Source organism: Microcoleus harperi Pol14_C6 (genome assembly GCF_036701295.1).
In the GTDB taxonomy this organism is placed as follows: Bacteria; Cyanobacteriota; Cyanobacteriia; order Cyanobacteriales; family Microcoleaceae; genus Microcoleus.
In genome coordinates, this window is record NZ_JAUBQN010000007.1 from 146988 (window position 1) to 160470 (window position 13483).

The window sequence follows — 13483 nt, forward strand, 5'->3', positions numbered from 1 at the left end:
ACAGACTAATATCTATCCTGTTGCATCGGTACGAGATGCCCCTAGGACTTACGCAAAAAACGTACTTATATGATTGCGAGTTCTTTGCGTTGCAGCGCAACCCTTGATGTATGGCAACTTGCGTAAGTCATGTTATCTTGGATTCACTCACAGAATTTTGATAAAAATTAGGAAAGCTGCCAAATGTTAGAAAAGCTTTTAGGTAAAAGACATTGGTCCAGAATTGCCAAGCGGTATGGTTGGCAGTGTATTATCTTCAGTCTGTCTTTAATTCTAATTGTTGGCGGATACAGATTGTCCGAGGCTGTCGGACAGCCAACACCGACAGCAAACTACCAAATTTTTACTGAATGGTGTGCCAATAAAGCTCATTTAAATGCAGAGGCTAGACGCACTATTGATGCGTTGTTGAAGCAAGCTGAAACCCAGGAGTGCGAACTAGCTAACCAGAAGCTTTCAAGTCTAGGTGAACTCAATCTCGGCTTCAATAAAATATCAGACATTACACCCCTGACATCTCTCACTAACCTAACTAAACTACTCCTCGTCGCCAATGAAATATTAGACGTTACACCCCTGACATCTCTCACGAACCTAACTGAACTCGACCTCAGTGGTAATCAAATATCAGACATTGCACCGGTGAAATCTTTGACTAACCTAACTAAGCTCAACCTCCACTTCAATGAAATATCAGACATTACACCACTGATATCTCTAACTAATCTAACCGATATCCTCCTCAGCGCCAATGAAATATCAGACATTACACCACTGATATCTCTAACTAAACTAACTAAGCTCCATCTTAGCTTTAATCCCATATCAGACATAACACCCCTGACATCTCTGACTCAGTTAACCAAACTTGACTTCAGCAACGATCCAATATCAGACATTACACCTCTGACATCTCTCACTAACCTAACCGATCTCAATTTCGTTAACAATCAAATATCAGACATTACACCCCTGACATCTCTCTCTAACCTAACCGATCTCAATCTTTACGGAAATCAAATATCAGACATTACACCCCTGACATCTCTCACTAACCTAACCGATCTCAATCTTTACGGAAATCAAATATCAGACATTACACCTCTGACATCTCTTGCTCACTTAACTAAGCTCAATCTTAACGAAAATCCAATATCAGACATTACACCCCTGACATCCATCACTAAACTAACTAAGCTCTATCTCGGCTTCAATAAAATATCAGACATTACACACCTGACATCTCTCACTAACCTAACCGATCTCAATCTTTGGGGGAATCAAATATCAGATATTACACCCCTGACATATCTTGCCAACTTAACTGAACTCAACCTGGAATCCAATAAAATATCAGACATTACGCCCCTGACTTCTCTGACCAACCTAACTAGGCTCGACCTCGTTGCCAATAAAATATCAGACATTACACCCCTAAAATCTCTCACTAAGCTAACTAATCTCAATCTCGCCAGAAATCAAATATCAGACTCTACACCCCTGACATCTCTCACTCAACTAACTCAACTCAATCTTTACGGCAATAAAATATCAGACATTACACCCCTGACATCTCTCACTAACCTAACTAATCTCTGGCTCGGCGACAATCCGATAGCAAAAAAAGATTGCCCCCTCAAGCCCGAGTCTATTTGTCAGTTTGATGATTAAACAATAGTGCATGAGCAATGCAACTTTTAATTTTTATGTACTTCAATAAACTCAAAATCGCTAGATAATTTTTGCAATTTTGAGTTTCGATCTAAAATTCTATTCAGAAACTTTGATTTTTAAGTGTTGAGTTTTAACCGCTTTGCTGAAGTTGGAATTTTGAGCGCGGAGTTATCAATTCACTGACAATTTATAACTCAAAACTCACAACTCCGATTAATCGACGGCGGTTAGTGCCGGTACAGTCAAAGGTTCTGAGATTTCTCGGGATTTGGGGCGGCCGGCCATTGCTGTTCGATCGCCCTGAACTGCCTCTGGCGATCTGCTAGGATTGACGTTTGAGTAGGGGCCTTCGTTAATCTGCAAGCGATCGCAAGGAATTTTATCCGACAAAATTGCACTAGCCATCATCCCGGTGTGAATTTCCAATGCTGCAGCCGGCATCGCTTCAAACACTAAGCGCTGTCCGGGAAACACCACTCGTTCAAAGTACCAGTTAGGAATGTTGGCGATTCGAGCAATCTGAATCTGACTGGTGGCGTTGACGTAGCAGCACAGAATCTTGCTGTCGGTGTCTGATGGTACGGGGTCAAGAATTTGAGCCATAACTGCTGAGGGAGCCTTGCCTAAAAGTTTTAGTTATCTTCTCAGGCTAACACTAGGCGATCCCAGCCTACTGTAAAGCCGACTACCAACTCCCTAACACATTAGAGACCGATCGCGCGAAAATTTGTATTTAGCCGGATAAATACGTGATTTTTGGCTGTCTGCTGAGATTTTCGGTCAAAATACGCTGTATTTACTTAAAAAGTAGCTTTTTCCTACTGCTGTTGCCGATCGACACCAACAAGCTCGGCCTTGAGCCCAATAGAAAAATTTAAGAATATTTAATATCAAATTGCGAAAATTAGACATATTGTAAAGTTATATTAAAAGAATATTAACATAGCTGAAAAAGTTCCACTTTAGGATATGGCAATCATGGAAAACCGAGAAAACCGAGTCCTGTACGTTCGCCTCCCTTGCAATCCTATTTTCCCGATCGGAGTTGTGTATCTTTCGGATCACGTACACAAGCTGTTTCCCGATGTCGAACAGCGCATTTTTGATTTAGGTGCCGTACCCCCCCTAGATTTCGCTAAAGCTTTAGATGCCAGCATAGACGAGTTTAAGCCGACTCTGCTGGTTTTCTCTTGGCGGGACATTCAAATTTATGCGCCCGTGGGCGGCAGGGGCGGCAATCCGCTGCAAAATGCCTTCGAGTTTTACTACGCCAAAAATCCGCTGATCAAGTTCCGGGGAGCACTCGGAGGACTGCGTTTAGCCGCGTCTTACTATACCGAACTCTGGCGCAATTTGGGACTGATTAAGCGCGGATTGAAGCGGGCCCGGAAATACCGCCCCGAAGCTCGTGCAGTGGTCGGCGGTGGTGCTGTGAGCGTGTTTTACGAGCAGTTGGGACGCAGTTTGCCGGCCGGAACAGTGGTTTCGGTGGGGGAAGGCGAAGCATTGCTGGAGAAGTTGATTAAGGGCGAAGATTTGGCCGAGGAAAGATGTTATGTGGTGGGAGAAACCGTCCCGCGCGCGAAGCTAATTCACGAAAAGCCAGCCAACATCGAGAAAACTGCTTGCGATTATAACTACATCGAAACCATTTGGCCGGAATTTTCCTATTATCTACAAGATATGGACTTCTACGTCGGAGTCCAAACCAAACGCGGCTGTCCTCATAATTGCTGTTACTGCATTTATACGGTGATTGAAGGAAAACAAGTGCGGATCAATCCGGCGGATGAGGTGGTAGCGGAGATGCGGCAATTGTACGATCGAGGTATCCGCAATTTCTGGTTTACCGACGCTCAATTTATCCCGGCACGCAAATTCATCGATGATGCAGTTGAATTATTGCAAAAAATCATCGCCGCCGGCATGACTGACATACACTGGGCTGCTTACATCCGTGCGGACAATCTCACACCCGAGTTGTGCGATTTGATGGTAAAAACGGGGATGAATTACTTTGAAATCGGCATCACCAGCGGTTCCCAGGAACTGGTTCGGAAAATGCGGATGGGCTACAACTTGCGAGTAGTTTTAGAGAATTGCCGCGATTTAAAAGCAGCAGGTTACAACGATGTGGTTTCAGTTAATTACTCGTTTAACGTCATTGACGAAACCTTTGAAACTATCCGGCAAACTATTGCTTATCACCGAGAATTAGAGCGGATTTTTGGAGCAGATAAAGTAGAACCCGCGATTTTCTTTATCGGATTGCAGCCGCACACAATTTTGGAAGAATACGCATTTAAAAAGGAGATTCTGCAACCTGGTTACGATCCCATGAGTTTGATGCCTTGGACAGCGCGCAAGCTGCTGTGGAATCCCGAGCCTTTGGGTTCGTTTTTCGGGCAAATTTGTTTAGAAGCTTGGCAGCGAAATTCCAATGATTTCGGGCGCGAAGTGATGGCTATTTTGGAGGAAAAACTCGGCTGTGCGGATTTGGAAGAGGCATTAACCGCGCCTGTGGAAATCAAAGACAAACAGTTGGCAGCAGTTAATTAATTACCAGGTTGGTAGTCAGGACGACGGTTATTTAAGAAATGGGAAATGGGAGGAATAATGTATCTTCTGTTTCCCTTTTTATTGACTAAATAGCTAAGCGCCAATAAACAATTACTGTGTAACTGAGTTAGTTCGCGATCGCCTGGGAGGCGAGAAACCCGGTTTCTAGGAAAATCAAAGGTTTAGTAACGAAAAATATATGAAGAAACCCGGTTTCTCAGATCGGCGCGAACAAGTCATAAAATCTTAAAAATGTCATAAATGCAAGAGATTGCTTTCCTTCGATCGCATTGACATACTTATGTATTTTTACTGGTGTAGGGTGCACAGCTCGCACCTTACTTAAACCGAAAGTGTACCGTGTTCCTGCACCTTTTACCTCTGATATTAAATATTATTAATATCCAGCAAAGATCGCTTAAGATGTAATTATATAGTTAAAACCAGGAGTTACAAGATGTTTGATAAATATAGAGTTAAGGGCATTAAAGGAGTAGTTATTGTTATGGCAGGCATGAGTGCGATTCCCTACCCATCGGGAACCCCTACGGGGAAAGGGATAGCTTCGCTTCACGGCTTTTTGACAGCCTCAGCAGAAGCCACTCCACTAAATCAACCCATTGGCCAAGTTCGGGCGATCGCACCCAACACTTTGGGCAACAATCAACCGCTGCAAATTGCTCAAGTTGAGGGATGTCCGAGAGCCGAAATGGTGCAATTTTTCGCAACGCCCAACTTTTCTATATACATTTGCAAAACCCAGGAAGGCGATATTTTTTACCGCGGCCTCAGCAAAATAAATGGCACCCAAATCAATGTAATGCAAGTAACTACAGGTGACGACGGAACTTATGAAGCGACTAACGGCAACATTATCTATTCGATCAACCCGCAACGCCTGCAAGTCCGGCAGAATGGTAAGGTAATCTTGACTGAAGCTGTCATCAAGTAACACTAACTGTTAGTTAATGATAAATTCACTAAATTTAGGGCGGATTTTATTTAAGTTAAAAATTCCCTAGCTGCCCAAACATATTGATTCCTTAATAATCAAAAATAATCAGTGGTAACGCTTATAAAATTGACTAACTTTTGTTTAAATACCTCTGAATTAGGACGATCGCCACAATATCGTCCACCGGCCGCGGCGGAGTCCGCATCCCTTGGGGAATTAAGCGAGAAAGTCCCGTCGGAGGGTACATTTCCCAGTAGCGTTCCTTGGCTTCCAAACTGCTAAACCTCTCGTCAACCCGAACAATTTCGATCTCCGGCGACAAACTCTGCGTCAGTTTTTGTTTCCAACTCTTAGAAGTCGTTTGATCTCCGAGTACCAATAACTCAATGGGAAACTGTTCGCACAAAAATTGAATAGTAGATATCGCTGCTTCCGACAGCACAACTTGATGGTAGCAGACCTTCTTATCTCTACCCATTACAGCTATGCCGCATTTGTCTTTACCTGGATCGAAACCTAAAATCATATTTATGAGTCCTTTGTTAATAAGTTTGTAGTTGCGCTTGAGCGCCGGCCAACTCAATCGCCAACCTATATCTAATCTGATACTTGCATTTCTGAATGTCTCAAAATCTTTGCGGGCGATCGTACTTATTTTACTTGACTTTTTTGTGGGATTGACATATTATATCATCATGGGAATCCGTGCGACCATATAATGCCTAAGATCGGGAACCGGGTTTTTGCCACAATCTTTACTTCCCCGTTTTAATTTATCGAAAAAACCCGGTTTCTTTCACCCCGCGCACAAATCAGAAACCGGGTTTTTGCCACAATCTTGGCTTCCCCGTTTTAATTTATCGAAAAAACCCGGTTTCTTTCACCCCCGCGCACAAATCAGAAACCGGGTTTTCGATTCGATCGGCAAATTGCAGGTGGCGGCGCACCCTAATATCTGGAATCGCGTGCTCTCGATGAGTTCCCCCCCAAAAAATTTAAAGCGCGCTGACGCACGCCAGAAGGAAAAGAGGAAATAGTGCAAAGGGAAAAAGGGAAATAGGAAAAAGGGCAAAGAAGAGTCATCGTAGGGAAGGCGGGGAAGCAGGAAACAGCAGCAAAGCAGCAACGCGAAAACCCTTGGACTTGGCCAAGGGGCCCGGACAAATGAAGTAGCGGTTGGCAGCACGGCAAAAGACCGCAGGGTTGCCGCACGAACCTCCACGATGCACTCGGAAAGGAATATATCCGCTTGTTTCGCAAACGCTGCCGTCAGAGGGTGCGCCATTGTAGTTATCACAGTAGCGATCTTGACACCATTCCCAAACATTCCCGTGCATATCGTACAAACCAAACGCATTTGGGGGAAAACTTCCCACCACAGTAGTTTCGCTGCGGTTAAGTCCTTTATATTTAACTAAATCGGGAGTAATAGTTTCCCCAAAGTAAAAAGCTGTTGTCGTACCTGCCCGACAAGCATATTCCCACTCTGCCTCACTCGGCAAACGATAGATTTTTCCAGTTTTCTCAGACAACTTGTGACAGAAATATACCGCATCATCCCAATTTACTCGTTCTACAGGCCGTTTCGCACCCTTAAAATACGATGGGTTATTTCCCATTACAGCTTGCCATTGTTCTTGAGTGATGGGATATTTTCCTGCATAAAAAGTCGGTACAGTTACTTGATGCTGCGGACTTTCGTTATCGTACCTACCTGCCTCTGTTTCTGGCGATCCCATCATAAATGTGCCGCCGGGAATGTAAACCATTTCGAGTACAATTCCATTACCTAAGTCTTCTCTGAAGTAATGAGCCCATGACTTTCTCCGACTGTTTTCTTTTCCATACGCATCGACTGTAATGACCTCAAATTCAAATATAGGGAAATAGTTTTGTAACTGTCGTTGAATCTTTTCCTCATTTCTATCTTTCAGCAGCGAACAAGCAGCAAATTTCACCTGCATCGATTCATCGTGCAAAGCTTTAATTATCAAATCTAAACCTACTTCTCCATATTTGAGTGCTTCGGAAAGAGCGGCGATTCTCGCTTCGACAATGGGTGAGGCCAAGCGGCTTTTAACACCGGGTATGCCTCCGAGTACCGCAGCATTGACAGGAATTGAATTTTGTCCTCCCAGGACGGCATCGTATTCTCTGGGTTCATTTTGATTGTCTGACATTACACCGCACGCTCCTGCATTTTAACAGTTGACAGTTGGCAGTTGGCAGTTGGCAGTTGGCAGTTGATGATTGCATAGTACCGGAATCGAACCATTTATGCTTGACTGGTATTGGCTCTATTTAGGAAGTTATTTATGTCCGCGCTTGATGTGGCGGTTGCTATATATGGGCGCACGGATTCCCAGGATTTAATGATATGTTAAGGGCGCGAAAAAGTCAAGCAAAATTGTGCTTCGATCGCGCACAATTTTTGCTCGAATTCGATATATCGATCGCACTTATTATTTAATTTTCAAATCTCCTCCGCCCGGTGGTTGTTCTCCGGTGCGGAACACAACGGCTCCGTTTTCAAGAGCAACTAAATCTATTTTAAGCGGGCCGGCGATGTAAGTGACATCTGCCGCGATCGCCTGAACGTCCAGCGGTTTCTCGTACTGCTGCAATCGCTCGATAAAACCAGCCAAAGTTTCAATCTGACTGTCGGCAACTTGGACTCTACCGCCGACAACACCGATCAGGCGAGCGCGAAATTGACAAGCTTCTATCAATTGCAGCAACTGCTGCCGCACCTGTTCGTCGGTCAAAGTCACGGGATCGACAGCAACCCCTGCAATCACATCTCCAGCGCGGAACACAACTCGATTGATTTCTGCTTCTGCAAATACCTTAATTAGCTTTTCTTCCCGCAGGTAATTAGCGCCGGCAACAATTCGCACCACGTAGTCTTGACCGTCTTTAATTTGACTAATGAGTTGATCGATTTCTGCTTTAGTAATTTGAATAACCTGCTCCCTAACCTTTCTATTTTCCGGCTGCATAAGTCCGACGGTGGTTTTATTTGCTTCTTGCAAGAGCCGATCGATCGCGCGGCTCGCCATACCGGGTTCGAGGATGCGAACGACGCCAGCAGCTAAAATTTGACCGCGCCTGATGGCAACTGTACCCTCGCGGATTGCCTGAAAATCGCGTTCCAAAACTTGCACTTGCTGCTGCAATAAAGTTTGTTGCTGTTCGAGTTGAGCTTGTTGCTGTGCCAAGGTTTCTAAGAGTGCTTCTCTCTCGGCAATTACTTTGTCGCGCTCGACAATAGTTCGATCGCGCTCTGCCAAATTTTGCGCCCGCTGGGCAATTTCCTTGTCCCGCTGGGCAATTAGTTCGTTGCGATCGACAATTTCCTTGTCCCGCTGGGCAATTTCTGCGTCTCGCTTGGCAATTTCTGCGTCTCGCTTGGCAATTTGAGTTTTTACCTGCTCGATTAACTGTTGGCGTTCCTCTTGCAGTTGGGCGATTTCCGCTCCTAAAGTCGTTTTTTGAGCAGAAACTGTTTTCAATTGGTTCTCGGTGCGATCGAGCTGAGCTTGTGTAGTCGATCGGGCCGTTTCAACCAGTTTCAATTGTTCTTCGGTGCGGGATTTAGCTGCTTCCACACTGCTGAGCTGTTCTTCTGTCTCGGATTTAGCCGCTTCTACCTGACTTAACTGCTGTTCAGTTTTAGACTTGGCTGCTTGCACGCTGTTGAGCTGGGCCCGCAGCGAGTTTAATTTTGTTTGCGTCCGAGCTTGCTCGGCATTAGCTGCTTGGAGCGATTGATTAATTTGCTCTAAATTGGCTCTAGCTTGTGCTTGAGCGGCTCTGGCTTGAGCTAATTCACTTTCAACTCGATTTTTTTCTTGAGTGGCCTGGTTGATTTCTCTGCGGGCGTTGTTGAGCCTTTTTTGAATCTCGTCTATTTTAAAAACTCCGGTTCGCAGCGGCTTGCTAGTAGCAAACAAAATGCCCAGAGTAATTGCTGACAGGATGCTGCCGGCCATCACTGTCACAACAACAGCAGTATCGCGGGGGCGAAGTTTGAACAAACTCAACCTTGCCTTGCCGACTTTCGTCCCAAGGCGATCGCTGACAGTGGCGATCACACCCCCCAACACTAAAATTACAAATACCAGGATGTATCCAGCAGTCATTCCGATTTTAGATTTTGGATTTTGGATTTTGGATTGAATCTAAAATCCAAAATCCAAAATCCTATACTTTCTCGGCATCAAGTGAATTGCTGGCTTAAAGCCACCGGGTTGTGGACTGTGATCTTTTTCTTGTGGATCGAGATCATGGTTTCTTGTCTGAGATCCCCGAGCAAACGAGTTACAGTTACCCGTGTCGAGCCGATCGCTTCGGCGATAGCCTGGTGGGACAGCTTCAAATCAATCGTAATCCCCTCTGTACCGGGCACGCCAAAATCCCGGCACAGAATCAGCAAAAAGCTGACGAGTCTCGAACCCATATCTCGGTGGGCCAGCGTTTCAATCATCATCTCGGTTTGCAAAATCCGAGACGACAGTCCCCGCAGCATCACCATCGACAGTTCCGGGTCTTCCTTGAGCGCTTTCTCGACTTGTTCGATCGGCAACGAGATCAACTCTACCGGCGTAAAGGCTACCGCGTGGTAAAACCTGTCCGATCGGTGTCCCGTAATCAGAGACAGCACCCCAAATACGCTATTTTCGCGCAGGAGGGCGACTGTAATTTCTTCCCCTGCTTCGTACACCCTGGAGAGCTTCACAGCACCTCTAATGAGAACGTAGACGCGCTCAGCCGGGTCTCCAGGGAAAAAAATTGTCTTGCCCCGTTCAAAGGTTTCCACAATGGGTGGAAACGCCCCGCCGCTGATTTGGCGGAACACGGCTGCTAGCGGTCTATCATGCGTCACGACTAGATCCTTCTGTACTAATCAATACTTTATAACTTGCCGATTAACCTTATTGAGTAAATATACTGCCCAACCTCCAATATCCAAGGATTCGGTTACTTCCATCTAATGTTAAGGTAAACACGCACTGTATGATTAAATCTAGCCCTTCTCTTAACTTTTTCAATTCCGCCCCCATGTAGCTCCACAGCAAAATTAATATAATTGTGTCTCAATTGTGTCTCAATTGTGTCTCAATTGTGTCTCAATCAGTTAAAGCTGAATCAGTTGTGTCTAAACTGGCGGGGTTGTCGCACAGAGCCAATGAGAACGGTGCTAGTTGCTTCTAGAAGAAATACAGATGATAGATTTGACCGGAAAAAATGCTCTTGTTACGGGCATTGCCAACAATCGCTCGATCGCCTGGGGCATCGCTCAGCAGCTCCACAAAGCTGGGGCCAACCTCGGCATAACTTATTTGAAGGACGAGAAAGGCAAGCACGAGCGCAAAGTCGCTGAACTGGTGGAACCGCTCAATCCCAGTCTGTATTTGCCCTGCAATGTCCAAGACGAGAGCGAAATTGAGTCTACTTTTCAAACCATCGCCGAAAAATGGGGCAAGTTAGATGTCCTGATCCACTGTCTGGCTTTTGCCGGCAAGGACGAGTTGTCGGGAGATTTCACCAACACTTCGCGCCAAGGTTTCTCCAATGCTTTGGATATTAGCGCTTACTCGCTGGTACGGCTTTGTGCAGCAGCTAAACCGCTGATGGCCGAGGGTGGCAGTATTGTGACGCTGACTTATTTGGGCGGTGTCCGGGTAGTTCCTAATTATAATGTGATGGGAATTGCTAAAGCAGCTTTGGAAATGAATGTTCGCTATCTGGCAGCAGAACTGGGCCCGTTAAATATTCGGGTAAATGCGATTTCTTCTGGCCCGATTCGGACTCTGGCTTCGTCAGCAGTTGGCGGTATTCTGGACATGATCCACCACGTTGAGGAAGTGGCGCCGCTGCGGCGGACGGTGACTCAGCAGGAAGTGGGAAATGCTGCGGCTTTTCTGTGCAGCAATCTCGCTAGCGGAATTACGGGTCAAGTTTTGTATGTCGATGCCGGTTACGAAATCATGGGAATGTAACAGTTGTCGAGAATTTTGAGTTATGTAGGGGCGGGTTGAGACAATAAACTTTAACTATAACAAGTAAGTTTTATGCAAAAGCCGCCCCTTTCGAGAGTTTTGAGTTTTGCATAATTCTCTTAACTAAACACTTGAGAATTAGCGCCGATCAAGCTGTAATCTTCAATTACTAATTATCAATAACTAATGAATGACCCATTGCGAATTATGGAGATAATCGATCGCCCTTCTGTGCCTCCTGCAACTTCAGTTCAACCAGCCAGGGCCGCCTTGGTGAAACGCACGACACTAGAAACGGATGTCACGGCCAGCCTCAATCTCGACGGTGTGGGAACTTGCAAGGCGTCTACGGGGATTCCGTTTTTAGACCATATGTTGCACCAGATTGCTTCTCACGGATTGATCGATTTGGACGTGCAGGCGATCGGTGATTTGGAGATTGACGACCACCACACGAACGAAGATGTGGGAATTACCTTGGGCCAAGCCCTAGCAAAAGCTGTCGGCGATCGATCGGGTATTTCTCGCTTTGGACATTTCATCGCACCTTTGGACGAAGCTTTAATTGAAGTAGTGCTAGATTTTTCGGGACGGCCTCACTTAAGTTACAGCTTGGAAATTCCCAACCAGCGGATCGGCACTTACGATACTGAATTAGTGAGAGAGTTTTTTTCGGCGGTGGTGAACCACACTCAAATGACACTGCACATTCGACAGTTGCAGGGCGGAAATTCTCATCACATTGTAGAAGCGGCATTTAAGGCATTTGCGCGAGCTCTGCGGATGGCGGTAGAAATCGATCCGCGGCGCGCCAGTCGGATTCCGAGTTCTAAAGGGGTTTTGTAGTTTGGGGTTTGCAGTAGCGCTTCTGGGCTACTGCAAAGCTGTAAATCAAAATATATCTGCTATATAAGACATCTCCAATTAACTGGGGCGAACGTCACTAAGTTCAATCATTCCGCAAGGCGGCGATCGGATCTAAGCGAGCGGCATTCCGAGCCGGCAATACTCCAGCTAACAACCCGACGGTAAAAGACAGCCCAAAACCGGCTGCGATCGACCATACAGAAACCACAAACGGAAATTTGAACGCTGTCGAAGCTCCAAAGGCGATCGCAACTCCCAAGCCAATTCCCGCCGTTCCCCCCACCGTGGAAACTAAAATAGATTCCGCCATAAATTGAATCAGAATTGCTGCATTAGTAGCGCCTACGGCTTTGCGAATCCCGATTTCCTTAGTGCGTTCCACAACAGACACCAACATAATATTAGCAATACCGATGCCGCCAACCACCAAAGAAATTCCGGCGATCGCTCCCACCATAACCGTAAATAAACCTATCACATTGCTGAAAGTATTAACTATCTCAGCTTGATTTACAACTCGAAAATCATCCGGTTGTGGCGGATAAATATTGTGGCGCAAGCGCATGATATTTTCTACTTGAAATTGAGCATCCGCTAAATCCGCTTCCCCGGAAGTTTGCAACCAAAAACCAGAGATCGCAATCCCCGCTAAAGAATTTCTCCCCACAATTCGCGAAGACATATTTTTGAGGGGAATATACACTCGATCGTCCTGATCGGTTCCCCCTACAGACCCCTTACTTTCCATCACTCCAATGACCTTGTAGCGGTTTCCCTGAATGCGAATGTCGGAGGAGAGCGCATTAGCTCCGGCTCCAAAAAGTTCGTCCCGCACTTTAGAACCGAGGACAACTACTGGCTCAGCAGCATTCAATTCATCCTCGTTAAAAAACCGTCCTTGTTCGGGGTGAATGTTCTTGACATCGGGATAGTTTAAATCCGTTCCCAAAATAGCAGTAAATGAATTTTGTCCGCCGTAAACGACTTGCACTTGACGCTGCAAATAAGCAGAAATTGCTTTGACAGCAGGAGCTTGTTTGCCGATCGCCTTTGCGTCATCCCAAGTAAGGGTAGTAGCAGAACCGCTTCCCTGACTGACACCGCCGGATCGCGCTGCGCCGGATAACACCAACAGCACATTTGTACCCAAAGCCTTTAACTGTTCTTCAGTTGATTTTTGTACTCCCTGTCCCACGGAAGTAATGGCAATTACCGAAGATATCCCAATAATTACGCCCAGCATAGTTAAACTGGTACGCAATTTGTTATTCCACAGCGCCTCTGTCGCCATGAAAGCGATTTGAACGTTAGAGATTTTGTTGGTACGGGGGCGAGTCTGTAATTTCATTGGTAATGGGTAAGTGGGAGATTGAAGGAAGAAGGAATAAGCAACACGAAAGAAAGAAGAAGTAAGAGGAAAAAAACA

The 13483-nt window shown here is 45.7% G+C and carries 11 protein-coding genes; 5 read left to right on the plus strand and 6 right to left on the minus strand.

Annotated elements, in window-relative coordinates; translation table 11 throughout:
* The first annotated feature begins 183 nt into the window (after positions 1–183).
* Positions 184–1671, plus strand: coding sequence for a leucine-rich repeat domain-containing protein (locus tag QUA27_RS08020; protein ID WP_333067356.1), 1488 nt, complete (start codon positions 184–186; stop codon positions 1669–1671).
* Between the two features lie 216 nt (positions 1672–1887).
* Here the strand turns inward: QUA27_RS08020 and QUA27_RS08025 are convergent, their stop codons facing one another.
* The gene (locus tag QUA27_RS08025; protein WP_333067357.1) at positions 1888–2277 is read right to left on the minus strand and encodes a DUF1830 domain-containing protein; all 390 of its coding nucleotides are present in this window, start codon (positions 2275–2277) and stop codon (positions 1888–1890) included.
* A gap of 375 nt (positions 2278–2652) precedes the next feature.
* On the opposite strand from QUA27_RS08025, the gene QUA27_RS08030 reads away from it, so the two are divergent.
* Positions 2653–4233 (plus strand): photosystem II high light acclimation radical SAM protein, encoded by a 1581-nt coding sequence (locus QUA27_RS08030; protein WP_333067358.1) that lies wholly within the window; start codon positions 2653–2655, stop codon positions 4231–4233.
* Positions 4234–4690: 457 nt separating this feature from the next.
* On the plus strand, positions 4691–5185 hold the full coding sequence (locus tag QUA27_RS08035) for a hypothetical protein (protein ID WP_333067359.1): 495 nt from the start codon (positions 4691–4693) through the stop codon (positions 5183–5185).
* A 133-nt stretch (positions 5186–5318) separates the two neighbouring features.
* On the opposite strand, the gene QUA27_RS08040 is transcribed toward QUA27_RS08035, so the two are convergent.
* The 4 genes from QUA27_RS08040 to ntcA all read right to left on the minus strand — a co-directional run bounded on the left by QUA27_RS08040 (position 5319) and on the right by ntcA (position 10073).
* Positions 5319–5714, minus strand: a complete 396-nt coding sequence (locus tag QUA27_RS08040) for a pre-16S rRNA-processing nuclease YqgF (RefSeq protein ID WP_333067360.1) — start codon at positions 5712–5714, stop codon at positions 5319–5321.
* A gap of 553 nt (positions 5715–6267) precedes the next feature.
* On the minus strand, positions 6268–7368 hold the full coding sequence (locus QUA27_RS08045; RefSeq protein ID WP_333067361.1) for a formylglycine-generating enzyme family protein: 1101 nt from the start codon (positions 7366–7368) through the stop codon (positions 6268–6270).
* A gap of 282 nt (positions 7369–7650) precedes the next feature.
* Positions 7651–9330, minus strand: a complete 1680-nt coding sequence (locus QUA27_RS08050) for a DUF3084 domain-containing protein (protein ID WP_333067362.1) — start codon at positions 9328–9330, stop codon at positions 7651–7653.
* Between the two features lie 77 nt (positions 9331–9407).
* Positions 9408–10073: a global nitrogen regulator NtcA gene (gene ntcA / locus QUA27_RS08055; RefSeq protein ID WP_006634020.1), complete on the minus strand. Its 666-nt coding sequence runs from the start codon at positions 10071–10073 to the stop codon at positions 9408–9410.
* A gap of 340 nt (positions 10074–10413) precedes the next feature.
* On the opposite strand from ntcA, the gene fabI reads away from it, so the two are divergent.
* A complete protein-coding gene (fabI, locus tag QUA27_RS08060; protein WP_333067364.1) occupies positions 10414–11190 on the plus strand; it encodes an enoyl-ACP reductase FabI in 777 nt (258 codons plus the stop codon).
* A gap of 207 nt (positions 11191–11397) precedes the next feature.
* Positions 11398–12036, plus strand: a complete 639-nt coding sequence (hisB, locus tag QUA27_RS08065; RefSeq protein ID WP_333067416.1) for an imidazoleglycerol-phosphate dehydratase HisB — start codon at positions 11398–11400, stop codon at positions 12034–12036.
* Between the two features lie 103 nt (positions 12037–12139).
* On the opposite strand, the gene QUA27_RS08070 is transcribed toward hisB, so the two are convergent.
* Positions 12140–13405 carry an ABC transporter permease gene (locus QUA27_RS08070; RefSeq protein WP_333067365.1) on the minus strand — a complete coding sequence of 422 codons (1266 nt, stop codon included), beginning with the start codon at positions 13403–13405 and terminating at the stop codon, positions 12140–12142.
* Positions 13406–13483: the final 78 nt, after the last annotated feature.

What these genes read in the sequence shown, in the direction of transcription:
- QUA27_RS08020 (WP_333067356.1), top strand. Translation starts at nt 184, where the DNA reads ATGTTAGAAAAGCTTTTAGGTAAAAGACATTGGTCCAGAATTGCCAAG.
- QUA27_RS08025 (WP_333067357.1), bottom strand. Translation starts at nt 2,277, where the DNA reads ATGGCTCAAATTCTTGACCCCGTACCATCAGACACCGACAGCAAGATT.
- QUA27_RS08030 (WP_333067358.1), top strand. Translation starts at nt 2,653, where the DNA reads ATGGAAAACCGAGAAAACCGAGTCCTGTACGTTCGCCTCCCTTGCAAT.
- QUA27_RS08035 (WP_333067359.1), top strand. Translation starts at nt 4,691, where the DNA reads ATGTTTGATAAATATAGAGTTAAGGGCATTAAAGGAGTAGTTATTGTT.
- QUA27_RS08040 (WP_333067360.1), bottom strand. Translation starts at nt 5,714, where the DNA reads ATGATTTTAGGTTTCGATCCAGGTAAAGACAAATGCGGCATAGCTGTA.
- QUA27_RS08045 (WP_333067361.1), bottom strand. Translation starts at nt 7,368, where the DNA reads ATGTCAGACAATCAAAATGAACCCAGAGAATACGATGCCGTCCTGGGA.
- QUA27_RS08050 (WP_333067362.1), bottom strand. Translation starts at nt 9,330, where the DNA reads ATGACTGCTGGATACATCCTGGTATTTGTAATTTTAGTGTTGGGGGGT.
- fabI (WP_333067364.1), top strand. Translation starts at nt 10,414, where the DNA reads ATGATAGATTTGACCGGAAAAAATGCTCTTGTTACGGGCATTGCCAAC.
- hisB (WP_333067416.1), top strand. Translation starts at nt 11,398, where the DNA reads ATGGAGATAATCGATCGCCCTTCTGTGCCTCCTGCAACTTCAGTTCAA.
- QUA27_RS08070 (WP_333067365.1), bottom strand. Translation starts at nt 13,405, where the DNA reads ATGAAATTACAGACTCGCCCCCGTACCAACAAAATCTCTAACGTTCAA.